At 44.3% G+C, this 18,056-nt stretch carries 11 protein-coding genes; 5 read left to right on the top strand and 6 right to left on the bottom strand.

Annotation, left to right across the window (positions count from 1 at the left end):
* Positions 1-89: 89 nt before the first annotated feature.
* The gene (acs, locus tag SPEA_RS13520) at positions 90-2,042 is read right to left on the bottom strand and encodes an acetate--CoA ligase (protein WP_012155785.1); all 1,953 of its coding nucleotides are present in this window, start codon (positions 2,040-2,042) and stop codon (positions 90-92) included.
* A 176-nt stretch (positions 2,043-2,218) separates the two neighbouring features.
* Between acs and SPEA_RS13515 the strand changes: the two genes are divergently transcribed.
* On the top strand, positions 2,219-5,647 hold the full coding sequence (locus SPEA_RS13515; RefSeq protein ID WP_012155784.1) for a hybrid sensor histidine kinase/response regulator: 3,429 nt from the start codon (positions 2,219-2,221) through the stop codon (positions 5,645-5,647).
* Positions 5,648-5,712: 65 nt separating this feature from the next.
* Here SPEA_RS13515 and SPEA_RS13510 read toward each other — a convergent pair whose 3' ends face one another.
* Complete coding sequence (locus tag SPEA_RS13510; RefSeq protein WP_012155783.1) at positions 5,713-6,045, bottom strand: hypothetical protein; 333 nt, start codon at positions 6,043-6,045, stop codon at positions 5,713-5,715.
* A gap of 348 nt (positions 6,046-6,393) precedes the next feature.
* Between SPEA_RS13510 and SPEA_RS13505 the strand changes: the two genes are divergently transcribed.
* Entirely contained in the window at positions 6,394-7,683 is a 1,290-nt protein-coding gene (locus SPEA_RS13505) for an NAD(P)/FAD-dependent oxidoreductase (RefSeq protein ID WP_012155782.1), read from the top strand.
* A gap of 83 nt (positions 7,684-7,766) precedes the next feature.
* Here the strand turns inward: SPEA_RS13505 and SPEA_RS13500 are convergent, their stop codons facing one another.
* The gene (locus tag SPEA_RS13500) at positions 7,767-8,426 is read right to left on the bottom strand and encodes a response regulator transcription factor (protein ID WP_012155781.1); all 660 of its coding nucleotides are present in this window, start codon (positions 8,424-8,426) and stop codon (positions 7,767-7,769) included.
* A gap of 252 nt (positions 8,427-8,678) precedes the next feature.
* Positions 8,679-9,107, bottom strand: coding sequence for an acyl-CoA thioesterase (locus SPEA_RS13495; RefSeq protein WP_012155780.1), 429 nt, complete (start codon positions 9,105-9,107; stop codon positions 8,679-8,681).
* A gap of 331 nt (positions 9,108-9,438) precedes the next feature.
* Between SPEA_RS13495 and SPEA_RS13490 the strand changes: the two genes are divergently transcribed.
* Positions 9,439-9,885: a GNAT family N-acetyltransferase gene (locus SPEA_RS13490; RefSeq protein ID WP_012155779.1), complete on the top strand. Its 447-nt coding sequence runs from the start codon at positions 9,439-9,441 to the stop codon at positions 9,883-9,885.
* Positions 9,886-10,285: 400 nt separating this feature from the next.
* Here SPEA_RS13490 and SPEA_RS13485 read toward each other — a convergent pair whose 3' ends face one another.
* Both SPEA_RS13485 and ppsR read right to left on the bottom strand, forming a co-directional pair.
* Complete coding sequence (locus SPEA_RS13485; protein ID WP_012155778.1) at positions 10,286-11,353, bottom strand: 3-deoxy-7-phosphoheptulonate synthase; 1,068 nt, start codon at positions 11,351-11,353, stop codon at positions 10,286-10,288.
* A 190-nt stretch (positions 11,354-11,543) separates the two neighbouring features.
* Entirely contained in the window at positions 11,544-12,356 is an 813-nt protein-coding gene (gene ppsR / locus SPEA_RS13480) for a posphoenolpyruvate synthetase regulatory kinase/phosphorylase PpsR (protein ID WP_012155777.1), read from the bottom strand.
* A gap of 126 nt (positions 12,357-12,482) precedes the next feature.
* Between ppsR and ppsA the strand changes: the two genes are divergently transcribed.
* The gene (gene ppsA, locus SPEA_RS13475) at positions 12,483-14,852 is read left to right on the top strand and encodes a phosphoenolpyruvate synthase (protein WP_012155776.1); all 2,370 of its coding nucleotides are present in this window, start codon (positions 12,483-12,485) and stop codon (positions 14,850-14,852) included.
* A gap of 144 nt (positions 14,853-14,996) precedes the next feature.
* Complete coding sequence (gene ydiJ, locus SPEA_RS13470) at positions 14,997-18,032, top strand: D-2-hydroxyglutarate dehydrogenase YdiJ (RefSeq protein WP_041411522.1); 3,036 nt, start codon at positions 14,997-14,999, stop codon at positions 18,030-18,032.
* Positions 18,033-18,056 lie beyond the last annotated feature (24 nt).

The raw sequence follows: 18,056 nt of genomic DNA, 5'->3' as shown, positions 1-18,056 counted from the left end.
TATATTGATGGAAAAATGGGACAAAAAAAGCCCCTCATAGAGGGGCTAGGGGAGGTCAAACAATAGATATTTTACTTGATGAAAATTAACTATTCGCTGCGATTAAGGCGAGTCTCAATCAAGGTATCGATTACCGCTGGATCTGCGAGAGTCGATGAGTCACCTAGGTTAGTGACCTCGTTTGCGGCAATCTTACGCAGGAAGCGACGCATGATCTTACCTGAACGTGTCTTAGGTAAGCCGCCAGCCCATTGGATAAGATCTGGCGTTGCCAGTGCGCCAATCTCTTTACGAACCCACTGTCTCAGTTCTTGACGAAGCTCCTCTGTTTCAACCGAGCCTTTAGTTAAGGTGACATAGGCGTAAATACCTTGGCCCTTAATGTCATGGGGGTAACCTACTACAGCGGCTTCGGCAACGAGTTCATGGGCGACCAATGCGCTTTCTACTTCTGCAGTACCTAAGCGGTGCCCCGACACATTAATCACATCATCCACACGGCCGGTGATCCAGTAGTAACCATCTTCATCACGCCTAGCGCCATCACCTGTAAAGTACATGCCTCTGAAGGTTTTAAAGTAGGTGAGTACGAATCTGTCGTGGTCGCCGAATACCGTACGCATCTGTCCAGGCCAAGAGTCTAAGATAACTAAGTTACCTTCGTTAGCTCCTTCGACGATATTACCTATATTATCGACAAGAGCCGGCTGTACGCCAAAGAATGGGCGAGTCGCGGATCCAGGTTTGGTATCTGTGGCACCTGGTAGCGGGCTGATCAAGATGCCGCCAGTTTCAGTCTGCCACCAAGTATCTACGATTGGGCATTTTTCATGGCCAATAACATCGTTATACCAGCGCCAAGCCTCTGGGTTAATCGGCTCACCGACAGATCCCATAATACGTAACGAACTACCGTCAAACCCTTCGAATTGTTCTTTGCCTTCAGCCATGAGTGCGCGAATAAGGGTTGGAGCCGTATATAGAATGTTTACTTTATGACGGTCAACCATCTCACCTAAGCGTGCAGGGGTTGGATAGTTTGGTACACCTTCGTGAATAAGCACTGTCGCGCCATTGGCGAGTGGTCCGTAGACCATATAAGAGTGGCCTGTGATCCAGCCAACATCAGCCGTACACCAATAGACTTCATTTTCTTTATAGTCGAATACGTACTCGTGAGTCATGGCCGCATAAACCATGTAACCACCTGTAGTGTGCAGCACACCTTTAGGATTACCGGTGGAGCCCGAGGTATAGAGTAAGAATAGCGGATCTTCGGCACCCATCTCTTCAGGAATGCAATGCTCAGATGCGGTCTCCATTAAAGATCCCCACCAGATATCACGACCTTCTACCCAGTTAATATCACCGCCTGTGCGTTTCATCACGATCACTTTTTCGACGCAATTGACATCAGGGTGAGAAAGGGCTTCATCAATATTGGCTTTTAGAGGAATGATACGGCCGGCACGAACGCCTTCATCGGCAGTGATGACGACTTTTGAGTTGCCATCGATAACGCGAGAAGCAATAGAGTCCGGTGAGAAGCCACCAAATACAACCGAATGAATTGCACCAATTCGGGCACATGCAAGCATGGCGACTGCGGCCTCTGGCACCATAGGCATGTAAACAGTCACAACATCGCCTCGACGTACACCCTGGCTACGAAGTGCATTAGCGAATTTACAAACTTCGGCGTGAAGCTGGCCGTAAGTTAGAGTGCGCTGATCTTTAGCGTCATCACCTTCCCAGATAATTGCTAATTTATCGGCATTGTTTTCAAGGTGCCTGTCTAAACAGTTAGCAGAGGCATTGAGCGTGCCGTCATAGAACCACTTGATAAATAGATTGTGGTCATCGAATGAGGTTTTCTTTACCTTAGTAAAAGGTTTGATCCAGTCGATACGGTTACCGTGTTCTCTCCAGAAACCTTCAGGGTTTACAATCGACTCCTGATACATTTTTTTATATTGTTCATCGTTTACAAGTGCGTTTGCAGCGATTTCACTTGGTACTTTATAGAGAGACTGCGTGCTCATTTGGCTTCCCTTATCTAATAATGCGTAAGCTGAGTATGGATTGGGAAGGGGTTATTTCTCTATTAGACCTTGGTCTAGTAATTAAATATCCTTATTTTTTAATTGGTTGTAATTTTAATTCGGCTGGATTTCATTCGTTATTTACCGCAAAATAGAATTAAAAAAAGAGAACACTAATGAACTTGACCGTGTTAGTTGGCACCATTGCCATTGTTTATGTGCTGCTGCTGTTTCTAATCGCTTGGGGCGCTGAGCGCTGGTTTGGCGGCATCACTAAACGCATACAAACTTGGGTCTATGGTTTAAGTCTCGCAGTATACTGTTCATCATGGAGTTTTCTTGGAACGGTAGGGCAATCTGCTCAGGATCTGTGGTCATTTCTGCCTATCTTTATCGGTCCAATCTTAATATTTACTTTTGGCTTTAGCTTACTACGTAAGATGGTGATTGTTTCTAAGGCACAGAATATCACCTCTGTTGCAGATTTTATTGCCGCACGCTATGGCAAGTCACAGCTTCTCGCCGCGATTGTTACCTTCATAGCCCTGTTTGGAATAATGCCTTATATCGCACTGCAGCTTAAAGCTATGGTGTTTAGTCTTAATCTTTTTCAGCCCTATGGTGAGTTATTCGATGGGGCTAAAGTATCACTAATTATCACTGCCATCTTGGCCATTTTTGCCATTTTATTTGGTACGAGAAAACTTGACGCAACTGAACATAACCCTGGCATGATGTTGGCGATCGCCTTTGAGTCTCTGGTGAAGCTCGGAGCGTTCTTGCTGGTAGGTATTGTGATTAGTTTCGGTGTCTTTGATGGTTTTGGCGATATCTGGCAGCAAGCCACAGAGCGAGACTTAATTAATGAGCCCAATATTCGCTTAGAGTCGCTTACGCCTGAGTTACTGGTTGGGATGGCGGCTTTTCTCTGTATGCCACGCCAGTTTCACGTGATGATGGTGGAGTGTGAAAATGAGAGCACTATACTTAAAGCGCGCTGGTTATTTCCACTCTACTTAGTGTTGTTTGGCATGTTCGTCGCGCCGTTAGCATTGGCTGGGCAGCTTTTACTGGGTGACGCAGTTGCAGCCGATACGTATGTAATAAACCTTCCTTTAGCTCTTAATCAGCCCTGGCTTGCGGTCGTAGCGCTCTTAGGGACGCTTTCTGCGGCAACTGGCATGGTGATTGTCGCCGTAGTAACCATTAGTGTGATGGTGAGTAATGAGTGGTTAGTGCCATTGATGCTGCGTACTGGTCAGATAAGAGAGAAAAATTTTAGCCAGTTTTCCCAATTGCTACTTAACGCAAGACGTTTGGCAATCGTTCTGATTTTGGGGCTTGGTTACTTTAGCTATCTATCATTTATGGATAGTGACTCGCTTTCATCACTGGGTATGCTCTCTTTTGGCGCTTTTGCTCAGTTAGCACCTGCGCTTATAGGTGGTATGTACTGGAAGCATGGAAATCGCAGTGGTGTATTTTTAGGGCTTGCAGTGGGTTTTAGTTGTTGGTGCTACATCTTATTACAAGGTGTGGTGAACTCGCCGACGATTGTCACTTCTGAGTTTGTACTGCTTGAATCGATTACGCCTAATGTGCGCGACATTCTCATTGCGTTATTAGCAAACTGTGCCTGTTATATGTTGGGCTCTATCTGGTTTAGAGCTGGAGTGGCAGAGCGAATGCAGGCGAGCGCATTTGTAACCCCTGGACAACTTAAGAAAGATATTAATAGAAAGAGTAGCCCGGTTTCACAGCAAGACTTACTTATTTTAGCCAGTCGCTTTGTGAGCCCTACTCGCGCCTACGAGAGCTTTTCTGCATTCTCAGAAGAGGCGGTAAAAAGTGATAGCTGGCATAAAGTGGCGCCGCCAGAACTTATCGCCCATACAGAGCATATGTTAGCCGGAGTATTAGGGGCTTCTAGCGCCTCCTTGGTGCTTGACTCTGTGCTACAAGGACGTGATTTAGCCCTAGATGAAGTGTTTAGCTTGGTCGATGAAGCCTCCTCGAAGATAATTTTAAGCCAAGATATGCTACGTGGCGCTATAGAGCACGCCTATGAAGGCATGAGTGTGGTTGATAAAGATCTTAATTTGGTGGCTTGGAACTATAAATACGCAGAGCTATATAATTATCCTGAGCATTTCCTCCAAGCTGGGATGCCAATTAGCGACGTGGTGCGCTTTAATGCAGCCCGAGGATTTTGTGGTGTAGGAGACATAGAGGCGCAAGTTGAAAAGCGAGTACAACATATGCGCAATGGCACGCCACACGTTTCCGAGCGGCAACGCAAAGATGGCAAGGTTATTAAAATTCAAGGCAACCCAATGCCCAGTGGTGGTTTTGTGATGACCTTTACCGATATTACTCAATATCGTCTGCAAGCCAAAGCACTGCAGCAAGCAAACGAAACTTTAGAGGCCAGAGTTCAAGAGCGTACCTATGAGCTATCTATGCTCAATAGCAAGCTGCTTGAGGCTAAGGCTCAAGAGGAGATGGCTAATGCGTCTAAAAGTCGCTTCTTAGCAGCAGTAGGTCATGATTTAATGCAGCCGTTAAATGCAGCACGGCTGTTTACCGCCTCTTTATCGCAATATCCAAATCTCGATCAAGAGGGGAAAACGACCCTCAACCATGTTAACAGCTCACTGAAGATTGCAGGAGAGCTGCTTACCGACCTATTGGATATCTCTAAGCTTGACTCCGATATGGTAGAAGTTAATCGACGTGATTTTGCTATTGCTGATTTAATCGATGGTTTAGCGGTCGAGTTTGATGCAATGTCTAAGGATTGTTTAATCAAATTTAACTATGTCCCAAGCTCGGCAACCATCAATTCAGATGCGAGTCTGTTGCGACGTGTACTGCAAAATTTCCTAACAAATGCTTATCGGTACGCTAAGGGCAATCGAGTCTTATTAGGTTGTCGACGCCGTGGTGATGAACTGGAGATCCAAGTTATAGACACAGGTTGTGGTATCGATGAGAGTGAAACAACCGAGATTTTTAAAGAGTTTAAACGGCTGGATAACCCTGAGAGCAAGAGTGTGAGCGGCTTAGGGTTAGGCTTAGCGATTGCAGATAGGATCAGCCGAGTGCTATCCCATGAGATCAATGTCAGATCTGAACTGGGTAAAGGCTCTATGTTCTCTATTCGAGTACCAATAGGTAAAGAAAATACTGCACCTAAACTTAAAAAAGAGCCTTCATTGTTACAGCCTCTAGCGGGAGTTAAGGTGCTGTGTATCGATAACGAGGAGGCAATTTTAGCCGGACTTGAGAGTTTATTAAGCCGTTGGCAGTGCGAAGTGATATGTGCAAGTGATTTGGCTGATGCTCGCATCAAGCTCGGATTAAAAGGGGTAGCCCCCGATATTATCCTTGCTGACTATCATTTGGATAACGATCAAAATGGTGTCGATGCCATGGACGGTATTAGAAACCTGTATGGTGAGCACCTACCAGGTATTTTGATCACCGCCAACACCCAAAAGGAGTTGATAGACGATATGCAGCGCCGTGGTTATCATTATATGGCAAAGATGGTCAAGCCTGCCGCTTTAAGGGCATTAATCTCAAGCCTAGTAAGGAAAAAATAATTTACTCAAAGGTCTAAAAATCATAAAGGCACGTATACCAATGTGCCTTTATGATGCGGGGATGCTTATTCAACCTTAACGGGCGTAAGCCCTTGATCCCGAGACTCAACGGCTGTCTCTACGTCGAAACCGCTAGTCTTCCAACTTTTCGCTTCTTCTGGATTAAAAGATTGGTTTTTCCAGCTCTGGGCATTCTCCAAATTAAAGCCAGCTTTTGCCCATCCGCTCGACTGCTCAGCATTAAACCCTGCGCCTTTCCAAGCCTGAGCTTGCTCAGCATTAAAGCCAATATCTTTCCATGCTGCAATGTCTCTTTCAGACATACCTTTCCACGTCGCAGGAGAAGAGGCGCAAGCACTGAGTACTAACGCGATGAGTGCGATACCAAGTTTTTTCATATCACTTTCCTTTGTCATTCAATCGTTATTGCTATACCTGTCGAAGTCGTTGGACGCTCCGAGACTTACTTTCGAAAACACGAAATTGAGTGTTTGATAGCGAAGACATTCACTATTGAAGATAGTCGTTGAAATCTGTATAGACAAGTGACTGCACTTAACATGAAGGGGCAAAACATCAGCAATCATTTAGTGACTATGGATTTCAAAAAAGTTATTAATTTTTTATTTTAAATATTGCTTTTTTTCAAGCCTTGACCTGCCTAGTTAGATGGATATACTGAACAAAAGGTGAGAAGTGTAAAAAATATAAAACAAGAAGTAACAGATTACTCAAAAGGAATGAAGATGTCTGAGCCACGCTGCAACTCGTATTATAACGCTACGATCAATGAGGAAACCCAATATCCAGAGCTAGAGGGGGAGCTTAGAGTCGATGTAGTAATAGTTGGTGGAGGCTTTACTGGGGTCGCGACGGCGTTAGAGCTCTCAGAGAAAGGCTATAAAGTTGCCTTGCTCGAGGCGAATAAAATTGGTTGGGGCGCGACAGGTCGCAATGGTGGTCAGGTAACGGGAAGCCTTTCTGGCGATGAGGCGATGACAAAACAGCTTAGAAGCCGGATCGGTAGTGATGCAGAGCAGTATGTTTGGAATATGCGCTGGCGTGGGCATGAGATCATTAAAGAACGAGTCAAAAAGTATGATATTGCCTGTGACTTAAAGTTTGGTCATCTGCATACAGCCTACAAGCCTAGCCACTTAAAAGAGCTTGAAAAAACCTATGCCGAAGCGTGCCTTAGAGGTATGGAAAGTGAATTGGCTATGCTGAACAAACCGGAATTAGCCGATTATATTGATACGCCTTTATATCACGGCGGACTACTTAACAAACGCAATATGCATCTACACTCGGTTAACCTTTGTATTGGTGAGGCGAGGGCTGCAGAAAGCCTTGGGTCATTAATTTTTGAGCATTCTGCAGTTGTAGATATCGATGATGGCACATTAGCAACGGTGACGACAGCCAAAGGTAAAGTGGTGGCTAATCGGGTAGTGTTAGCTGGTAATGCATATCATAAACTTGCTCGTAAAAAATTACGCGGCATGTTGTTTCCTGCATCCTTGGGTAATTGTGCGACGGCTCAGCTATCACCAGAACTGGCGATGAGTTTAATTCCCAAAGATGTTGCCGTATACGACACTCGTTTCGTGCTGGATTATTATCGTTTAACTGCCGATAACCGTTTGATGTTTGGCGGTGGTACTAATTATTCGGGTCGAGATTCCAAAGACGTTGCTGGAGAGTTACGACCCGCGATTGAGCGGACCTTTCCACAACTTAAAGGCGTGGATATTGAGTTTGGTTGGACGGGTATGGCGGGGATAGTGCTTAATCGTATCCCTCAGTTAGGCAAAGTGTCACCCAATGTGTATTACTGCCAAGGTTATTCAGGACATGGTGTAGCGACATCGCATATTATGGGGGAAATTATGGCTAATGCTGTAGCCGGAGAGCTGCAAGAGTTTGATTTGTTTGCACAGATGTCCCATTACCGGATCCCACTTAATGAATGGTTTGGTAATCAAGCTTTAGCGCTGGGGATGATGTATTACAAGGTGATGGAAAACTTCCGCTAATACAGGTTTGGGAAACTGAGCTTATAAAAAATCCGCTTCGATAGCGGATTTTTTTGGTCGTGCTTTTTGATAGAGTGAATGATTTAGATATCGACCTTTTCCATCTCTAGCTGTTGCAACGCAATCACTGCTTGAGTTCGGTTTCTTACTCCTAGCTTTCTAAATATTGCCGTTGCGTGAGCTTTAATGGTTGCTTCAGACACCCCTAGATCATAAGCGATCTGCTTATTGAGCAGGCCTTCGGCAAACATTTGCAAGACTTTATATTGCTGTGGGGTGAGATCGGCAAGTTTGCTGGCCATCTGGTTGGTATCATCTTCATCGATCTCTTGGAGTTCAACACCTTGGGGTAACCAAACGTCGCCAAATAACACAGCTTCTAGAGCTTCGGCTAAGGTTTCCATCGAAGAAGACTTTGGAATGAAGCCTGAGCTACCATAGTGGATGGCACGACTGATAGTGAGGCTATCTTCATGGGCAGAGATAACGACTACAGGTAAGTCTTGAAAATGAGTTCTTAGGTGGATCAGCGTCGAATAGCCATGGGAGCCAGGCATCTGTAGATCTAATAACACTACATCATATTCAATGTCGCTATTTTCGAGTAGAACTTGTAGCGCATCGGCGCTATCTGCTTCAAACCATTGTGTATTTTTAAACTCAGACGATAAAGCTTGCCTAAGCGCATTTCGAAATAATGGATGGTCGTCGGCGATAATAATATTTAAATTTTCAGGCTTCATGGCTTTATAAGGTTGTTTTGGTTGCGCGTGAAGATGATTCAATGTAACAGATAAATGACAAGGGATTCTATGGCTTTAGCCTGGAAAAGTGACTATTTGTTAAAATAATTAACGAAGTTAGACTTTAGTCTAAAGCTGAGACTGCTAGGCTTAGTTGCAATTATTGCAGTGATTACTAAAACAGGATGACTAATAGTTGAACTAGCAAAGGGCTAACAGAATAGCCCTTGACTCATAAAGCTATGAATAAGGTTAACAATGGGGCGGCCAAACTGCAGTTGGTTTTCTTTGCTCGTCTACCGCTACAAAGGTAAATACACCACGAATAGCATGCTCCCTTAAGTCTTGATACATGTCTTCTACGAATATATTCACTTCGACTTTAACAGAAGTGTTCCCCACATGGATCACGCGAGCAATGATTTCGGCTAGGCTTCCAGCTGGAATAGGCTTATTGAAGTCGATTCTATCCGAACTCACGGTTACTAGGGTTTTACGGCAGAAGCGGGTTGCTGCGATAAAGGCCGTTTCATCCATCCAGGCCAATGCTTCACCACCAAACAGGGTATTGTGATGATTAGTAATAGAGGGGAACACAGCTTTGATGACTCGGGCTTCAGATTGCTCGATTCGAAGCGAGACATCATCGGGAAATTGTGTGGGAGTTTGAGTTAAAGGCATACGGCAACCTAGGGTTATGCATTTTGGAAGCCGAGATTATAGCCGTTTTTGTAATTTTATAACAGGTTGACAGGGGGGAGTTGGAAGAGAGAGAACCTGTTTTTTAGGCTTGTTATCTGGACATATATTTTACCTGTTGATTAATATGGATTAACATTACTTTCGCATTGGCTAATATACGCGTTAGTGCCGCTATGAATTCCGGTTAACTGGCAAAAATCGACAGAGACTCACAAACTGTTATTTTAGGGATGATAATAATGGAAAAGACTTTAGAAATTGAAACGGAAAGGCGGTACTTGTCGTTTTAAGCGAAAGACAAGCAAAGCTAATGCTGAGCTATTATATTGAAAATAAAGTCCACTTATCTCATTGGGAGCCCGAAAGAACCGCTGATTTTTATACGGAAGAGAGATGGAAACTGAGTTTGGTGCAGAGCCGAGTTGCTTTCGAATCGGGTAATGAAGTGAAATTTGCTGTGATCAATAAGCAAAGAACTGAAGTTATTGGAGTCTGTAACTTTACAAATATTGTCTACGGTACATTTCAAGCCTGTAATCTAGGTTCTTCCATTGCGAAGAAGCATGAAGGCAAAGGCTATATGTTGGAGAGCTTAGAGGCGGCAATAAACTACATGTTCACCGTTGTTGGCCCTCACAGAATAATGGCAAATTATATTGTAGGTAATGAACGCAGTGGCGCGTTGCTTAAACGATTGGGCTTTGAGAATGAAGGGTTAGCCAAATCATACCTTATACCAATCAGTATAAGAAGTTGATCTACTCAGAGCGTTTTTGGCAAACTAATTCAAGGCGAATAACTGAAAGAATGGTTGCTCCCTTGTGAAGTTATTCAACGCAGAAGTAGGCAGCCAAAAACGCTCCAGAATGGCGAGTTTTAGCGGCTCTGATACTGCGTTAACGAGCTTAAACGTAGAGTAACTATGCTCTTCACTCGTTGCCTTGTCTCAGTGCTGCTAAACTCTCGCTGAGCGACCAAATCTTTATACTGATTGGTATTAAGATTGCAGGTTGTTGGCAAGATCATATATTAAGCTCAAAGATTAATCCGCAGCATTGAATGTACAGACAACTATTTTAAGATATAAAAAAACGTACCGACTCGGTGAGTGGGTACGTTTCTAGATTAAGCTGAAGCATAAGATATGCGTTAGCGAATTATTTTTGCTTAAGCAATTCTATTCTTGCGCGTGAAGCCTTAGCCAGATCACTTAGTAAGACTTTTGAGTCTTCCCAGTCAATGCAAGCATCGGTGATGCTCTTACCGTAGATGAGCTCTTCACCTGCAACCACTTTTTGATTGCCTTCTTCGATAAAGCTTTCAGCCATAATGCCAGCGATAGCCGTTTCGCCATTAGCCATTTGCTGCATGATTGAGTCAGCGACATTAAGCTGCTCTTTATGCATCTTACGGCTATTGCCATGGCTGAAATCAACAACCATTCTCTGAGTCACACCGACGCTATCAAGCTGAGCCGCAGCTTTTGCGATATCGTCGCTATGGTAGTTTGGCTGTTTGCCACCACGTAAGATGATGTGGCCATAAGGGTTACCGTGAGTACGGTAAACCGCCATTGCACCATCTTTGTCAGGAGAGTAGAAGATGTGCGGCGCTTGCGCGGCACGAACAGCATCAACAGCGATATCGATATTACCATCGGTACCGTTTTTAAAGCCTACAGGGCAAGAAAGCGCTGAAGCCATCTCACGGTGGATCTGACTTTCAGTCGTACGAGCACCAATAGCGCCCCAAGTAATCAGATCGGCGATGTACTGGCCGTTTACCATATCGAGAAACTCTGTCGCGATAGGTAACTTAAGCTCAGTGATCTGCTGCAGTAGATGACGTGCTTTACGTAGGCCTTTATTAGGGCTAAAGCTACCGTCTAGATCAGGATCTGAGATAAGTCCTTTCCATCCGACTGTTGTACGAGGCTTCTCAAAATAGACACGCATTAAGATGCATAAATCATCTTTATATTGCTGGTGTAGTTCAGCTAAGCGTTTTGCGTAATCTAGAGCCGCTTCTGTGTCATGGATTGAGCAAGGACCAATAATCACAAGTAAACGTTGGTCTTCACCATTAATAATGGCTTCGACCTCATGACGTTGCTGAACTAGGTAGTCAGCGGCATCTTGCGTTAAAGGATATTCAGAAGCGAGTTGTGCAGGTGAAATTACCTTACATAAAAGGGAAGTGCGGAGTTCGTCTGTTTTAATGGTCATTCAAAATACCGAGCGTTCGTATGGGCTATCGCCTGATTACCTCGGATTATAACTAATAGTTTGGCTGTGCACAGTGGCAATTGCCTTAAAAGTGAGGCTAATTTTCATTATCTTGAAAATTACTTGATATGAATTAAAGGCTTTTTGATAAAAGCCTTTAATTTTGGGGAGATAAAATCAGTATCGATATTTAGAACATATGACGCTTTAATCCAGTTTCTTCTAAGATTTTGGTGGCGATCTCTTCTACAGAGTGATTGGTGGTGTTCACATACGGAATGCGCTCTTTCTTATACAACATTTCAACTTCTTTCACTTCCACGCGGCATTGACGCAGTGAAGAGTAACGACTGTTAGACATTCTACTGTGGCGAATTTCATGCAACCTTTCAGGATCAATCGTTAATCCAAACAGCTTATGTTTATTACGCTTAAGGGCTTCTGGCAACTTAAGGTTATCCATATCATCTTCGGTAAAAGGATAGTTGGCAGCCTTTATACCAAATTGCATAGAAAGGTAGAGGCTCGACGGCGTTTTACCACAACGGGATACGCCCAATAAAATAAGGTCAGCTTTATCCATATGCTTCATGGTTTGGCCGTCATCATTTTCCATGGCGTAGTTGATGGCATCGATACGCGCCTCATAGCTTTCATTTGCTTTACCGTGAGTACGATGTAGTGCCGGGGCAGCAGCAACACCTAGTTGTTTCTCTAATGGCGCGACAAAAGTGTTCAAAAAGTCATAATCTAAGCCTTCACTGCTATAGATGATGTCTCTGATCTCAGCTTTTACGATGGAATGGAAAACTAGAGGTCTCTCACCTGTTGTAATAAAACAATCATTTATTTGAGCCTTAACTGCTTCTGCTTTTTCTTGTGTTTCTACAAATGGAATTGTAAGTGCATCAAATTCAAGTGGAAACTGAGAAAGCACTGCATGACCGAATACCTCTGCTGTGATCGCTGTCCCATCTGAGATATAGAATACTTTACGTAACATTTTGACCTCTTGTAGTAATAAAATTACAAATAAAATTATACATTTACGCTTGTTGTCATGGAGTGTAAGATGCCTCTGCTCTCGTGTGAAGAGCCACACTAAAATATACTTGCGGAGATAAAAACTGTGCAGCAATACGTACTCTGGTATCAAGAATTAGGCATGGGCGATGTTAACAAGGTAGGCGGTAAAAACGCTTCTCTTGGTGAGATGATTAGCAACCTATCAAACGCAGGCGTTCAAGTACCTGGTGGATTTGCGACAACATCTTTTGCGTTCAATGAATTTCTTGAACAAAGTGGACTTAACCAGAAGATATACGAAATTCTAGAAACGCTAGATGTAGATGACGTGAAAGCACTCGCTACAGCCGGTGCACAGATTAGACAGTGGGTTATCGACACCCCATTCCACCCAGAATTTGAGCAAGCGGTTCGTGAAGCCTACGACAAGCTTAGCTCTGAAACAACTGATGCTTCTTTTGCGGTTCGCTCTTCAGCGACAGCAGAAGATATGCCTGACGCATCATTTGCTGGCCAACAAGAAACTTTCCTTAACGTTAAGGGTTATGATGCCGTTTTAGAAGCAACTAAGCATGTATTTGCTTCTTTGTTTAATGACCGTGCAATTTCATACCGTGTTCACCAAGGATATGACCATAAAGGCGTCGCACTGTCTGCTGGTATTCAGCGCATGGTGCGTTCAGACAAAGCTGCTTCTGGTGTTATGTTCACTATGGACACTGAGTCTGGCAACAATGACGTAGTATTTATTACTTCTTCATTTGGTCTAGGTGAAATGGTTGTTCAAGGCGCGGTTAACCCTGACGAGTTTTATGTTCATAAGCCAACACTAGTTGCAGGTCATAAAGCGGTTGTACGCCGTAACATCGGTAGCAAGCTTATCCAAATGGTTTATTCAGACGATGAATCACACGGCAAGCAAGTTAAGATTGAAGATATTGCAGCAGATAAGCGCCGCGAGTTCTCAATTAACGATGCTGAAGTACAAGAGCTTGCTAAGCAGGCTATGACCATCGAGAAGCATTACGGTCGTCCAATGGACATCGAATGGGCTAAAGACGGTAACGACGGTAAGTTGTATATCGTACAGGCTCGTCCTGAAACTGTTCGTTCTCGTGAAGATGTGCAGCTAATCGAACGTTACCACCTTAAGACTCAAGGTGATGTTGTTTGTGAGGGTCGTGCAATTGGTCATAAGATTGGTAAAGGTGTCGCTAAGGTACTTAAGTCAATCGAAGATATGGATCAAATCCAACCAGGTGACGTGTTAGTTACTGACATGACTGACCCTGATTGGGAGCCAATCATGAAGCGCGCAAGCGCTATCGTTACTAACCGTGGTGGCCGTACTTGTCACGCTGCAATTATCGCACGTGAACTTGGTGTACCAGCAGTTGTTGGTTGTGGCGATGTAACCGAGCGTATCCAAAATGGCCAAGAAGTAACAGTTTCTTGTGCCGAAGGTGACACAGGCTTTATTTACAATGGTCTACAAGACTTTGAAGTGATTTCATCACGTGTAGATTCAATGCCTGAATTGCCAATGAAGATCACTATGAACGTGGGTAACCCAGACAGAGCATTTGACTTTGCTCGTCTTCCTAACGAAGGTGTTGGTCTTGCGCGTCTTGAGTTCATCATCAATCGCATGATCGGTATTCACCCTAAAGCATTGCTTGAGTTCAACGACCAGACTGCTGAGTTACAACAAGAGATCCACGAAATGATCGCGGGTTACGAGTCACCAGTAGAATACTACGTGGCACGTCTTGTTGAAGGTATTGCAACGATTGGTTCAGCTTTCCATCCAAAGAAAGTGATTGTGCGTATGTCTGACTTTAAGTCAAACGAATATGCAAACTTGGTTGGTGGTGAGCGTTACGAGCCAGAAGAAGAAAACCCAATGCTGGGCTTCCGTGGTGCAAGCCGTTACATCTCAGAATCGTTCCGTGATTGTTTTGCGCTAGAGTGTGAAGCGATTAAGCGTGTTCGTAACGATATGGGTCTGAAGAATGTTGAAATCATGATCCCATTCGTTCGTACCCTAGACGAAGCGGCGCAAGTGATTGAGCTTCTTAAAGAGCAAGGTCTAGAGCGCGGTAAAGACGGTCTACGCGTCATTATGATGTGTGAGCTGCCTTCAAATGCACTACTTGCTGAGCAGTTCCTTGAGCACTTCGATGGTTTCTCTATCGGCTCTAACGATTTAACTCAGTTGACTCTTGGTCTTGATCGAGATTCAGGCATCATCAGTCATCTATTCGATGAGCGTAATGAAGCGGTTAAAGCGTTACTTGCTCTAGCAATTAAAGCCGCTAAAGCTAAAGGTGCTTACGTTGGTATTTGTGGCCAAGGCCCATCAGACCACCCTGACTTTGCAGCTTGGTTGGTTGAGCAAGGCATCGACACTGTATCGCTAAACCCTGATACAGTTATCGATACTTGGTTATACCTAGCTGAAGCACACGGATAACAGTCATTGTTAACCGTTAGGATGAAGTGTTAATTCTGTTTGATTTAACATTTTGTTAAAAACATGAAAAAAGCCGCTATTTAGCGGCTTTTTTTTGTTTATAATGCTGAGATAAACCTAAGAATTATAATGACAGAAGCAATCATGTTACCCAAGTTATCGCATCAACAAACGCTTGAACCTACTTATCTTTCTTTTTTGTCGACGCTAGAAGAGGAGGCTTTTTCCGGAGATATTGATACTCGCTACAGCGCTCGCCTAGCGCAAGCGACGGATAACTCAGTTTACCAGTTTTTGCCTCAGGCTGTTATCTATCCCAAATCGGCTGAAGATGTCCAAATAGCACTAAAGTTAGCTAGCCAAGATGAGTTTGCTAAGGTGGTCTTTAGCGCAAGAGGCGGCGGCACTGGTACCAATGGCCAATCGCTAACTCATGGCATCATCATCGATATGTCGCGTTATATGAATCGAGTGCTTGAAGTTAATGCTGCTGAAGGCTGGGTTAAGGTGCAGGCTGGCGTGGTTAAAGATGCCCTCAATGATGCGTTACGTCCCCATGGTTTTTTCTTTAGCCCAGATTTATCGACGTCAAATCGCGCGACTTTAGGCGGCATGATAAATACCGACGCCTCAGGAGCTGGCTCCTTGGTTTATGGTAAAACTTCCGATCATGTGCTTGGTTTAACCAGTATTTTATTTGATGGCAGTGAGCTTGATACTCAACCGATAACCGCAGCGCAACTCACCGATGTTGAATCAATAACCGACAACGTTTTAGGGCAGCAGCTAATCACCACTATTGCGGATATGTGTAGGGGCAATCGTGAACATATTGAGCAGCGCTTTCCTAAATTGAATCGATTTTTGACCGGTTACGATCTTAAAAATGTTTGGGATGACAAATTAGAAAGTTTTGACTTATCCCGTATTTTAACTGGTTCTGAAGGCACACTAGCAGTGATTACCGAGGCAAAGCTTAATATCACACCGCTACCGATGTGTCGGATGATGGTCAATATCAAGTATGAGTCATTTGAGTCCGCATTACGTCATGCTCCAGACTTGGTTAAAGCTAATGCCACAGTGGTTGAAACCGTCGATTCTAAAGTGCTTAATCTTGCTAAAGAAGACATCATTTGGCATTCGGTGTCATCGCTTATCCAAGATGTACCGGGTAAAGAGATCGATGGCCTTAATATGGTGGAGTTTGCGGGTGAGCAAGTAGATGTTGAAGCGAGAGTCGCTCAGTTAGAGTCGATGCTTACAGCTCAAATTGAGCAAAGTGAGGCAGGGTTGCTTGGCTATCAAGTCACTTCTGATAAAGCCAGCATCAATACTATTTATGCCATGCGTAAAAAAGCCGTTGGGCTTTTAGGCGCGGCCAAAGGTTCGCGTAAGCCAATTGCGTTTGCTGAAGATACGGCGGTGCCACCTGAAAAGCTGGCAGACTTTATTTTAGAGTTTAGAGCGCTACTCGATACTCATCAATTGCAATACGGCATGTTTGGTCATGTGGATGCTGGCGTGCTGCATGTGCGCCCTGCGCTTGATATGTGCGATATAGAAGATGAGAAACTGCTGAAAACACTTTCCGATCAAGTTGCCGAGTTAACCCTTAAATATGGCGGCTTAATGTGGGGCGAGCACGGTAAAGGCGTGCGCGGTGAATATGGCCCAGCAGTATTTGGTGATCATCTTTATGGTTTGTTAGAAGAGGTTAAGGGGTTATTTGACCCTCAAAACAAGCTTAATCCGGGAAAGCTGGTGGCACCTAAGAACAGCGGCCCAATGCTGTATAACGTCGACAGTGTTAAGCGTGGTACGTTCGATAGGCAGATCCCAGTTAAAACTCGTGAAGCGTTTCCCGATGTGATGAACTGTAACGGTAATGGTTTGTGCTTTAATTACGGCGTCTATTCACCTATGTGTCCATCGTTTAAGGTAACAGGCGATCGAGTTCAATCACCTAAGGGGCGTGCAGGCCTGATGCGTGAATGGCTGAGATTACTCGAGGCGGAAGGAATCGATGTAAATGAACTCAGTCGCAGTAAGCCTCTCAGTTGGCTGCAAAGAGCGCAAAACTCATTAAAAATCGATAAAGAATACGATTATTCACATGAAGTGATGGAGTCATTAAAAGGCTGTCTAGCCTGTAAGGCATGTTCGAGTCAGTGTCCTGTAAAAGTCGATGTGCCAAAGTTTAGAGCGCAGTTCTTTGATCTTTATTATCGCCGTTATTTGCGTCCAGCAAAAGACTACCTAGTCGCGGGTATCGAAGACTCCCTGCCGTTAATGGCTGCTGCGCCAAGGCTGGTGAATACCGTTTCACAAAACAGTTTGAGTAAGTGGGTTATCAAGAAGTCTCTGGGCTATGTTGATTCGCCCGCGTTATCTGTGCCAACCCTAAAACAACGTTTAGAAGGGCATGCTAGTCGCGGATATGACTTAGCGGCGCTGCAGCAAATCCCTGAAAACGATCGCAGTGACTATGTTTTGGTAGTACAAGATCCTTTTAACAGCTTTTATGAGGCGGGCACGGTTTATCACTTTGTACAGCTTATTGAAAAGCTAGGGCTGAAACCGATTCTATTGCCATTTAAACCCAATGGTAAGCCCATTCATATCAAGGGATTTCTGGATAAATTTGCTCGTACGGCTAAATCTACGTCGGACTTTCTTAATGAGGTGGCCAAACTTGATATGCCTATGGTCGGCATCGATCCGGCATTGGTGCTGTGTTATCGCGATGAGTATACTGAGGTGCTTGGTGGCGCTCGTGGCAACTTCCATGTGAAGCTGGCAAATGAATGGTTGTTAGAAATACTCGAAAATCAACCTAAGCACGAGCCTGGTGAGCATGAATTTACCTGGTTTAGCCACTGCACCGAGTCAACGGCTAAGCCAAACACTGCGAATGAGTGGCAAGCTATTTTTGAGCACTTCGGTGCCAAGCTAAACACTGTTAATCTTGGTTGTTGTGGTATGGCGGGCACCTATGGCCATGAGGCTGAAAACCTTGAGCGTTCTAAGGCGCTCTATACTATGTCATGGGAGCAAACGCTTACCAAGTTACCAAAGCCGCAAGTATTGATCTCTGGCTATTCATGTCGAAGTCAGGTTAAACGCTTTAGTGGATTTAAGCCTAAGCACCCATTAGAAGCTTTACTGGACATGCTCTAATTCTAATTACGTAAAAACTAGCCT

Origin of the sequence: Shewanella pealeana ATCC 700345, assembly GCF_000018285.1 — a bacterium.
In the GTDB taxonomy this organism is placed as follows: Bacteria; Pseudomonadota; Gammaproteobacteria; order Enterobacterales; family Shewanellaceae; genus Shewanella; species Shewanella pealeana.
This window is presented reverse-complemented; position numbering and strand designations above follow the sequence as displayed.

Bases quoted from the DNA above. Each gene is read 5' to 3' on its own strand.
- ydiJ (WP_041411522.1), top strand. From the start codon at position 14,997: ATGTTACCCAAGTTATCGCATCAACAAACGCTTGAACCTACTTATCTT.
- acs (WP_012155785.1), bottom strand. From the start codon at position 2,042: ATGAGCACGCAGTCTCTCTATAAAGTACCAAGTGAAATCGCTGCAAAC.
- SPEA_RS13485 (WP_012155778.1), bottom strand. From the start codon at position 11,353: ATGACCATTAAAACAGACGAACTCCGCACTTCCCTTTTATGTAAGGTA.
- SPEA_RS13490 (WP_012155779.1), top strand. From the start codon at position 9,439: ATGCTGAGCTATTATATTGAAAATAAAGTCCACTTATCTCATTGGGAG.
- SPEA_RS13515 (WP_012155784.1), top strand. From the start codon at position 2,219: ATGAACTTGACCGTGTTAGTTGGCACCATTGCCATTGTTTATGTGCTG.
- SPEA_RS13495 (WP_012155780.1), bottom strand. From the start codon at position 9,107: ATGCCTTTAACTCAAACTCCCACACAATTTCCCGATGATGTCTCGCTT.
- SPEA_RS13510 (WP_012155783.1), bottom strand. From the start codon at position 6,045: ATGAAAAAACTTGGTATCGCACTCATCGCGTTAGTACTCAGTGCTTGC.
- SPEA_RS13505 (WP_012155782.1), top strand. From the start codon at position 6,394: ATGTCTGAGCCACGCTGCAACTCGTATTATAACGCTACGATCAATGAG.
- ppsR (WP_012155777.1), bottom strand. From the start codon at position 12,356: ATGTTACGTAAAGTATTCTATATCTCAGATGGGACAGCGATCACAGCA.
- SPEA_RS13500 (WP_012155781.1), bottom strand. From the start codon at position 8,426: ATGAAGCCTGAAAATTTAAATATTATTATCGCCGACGACCATCCATTA.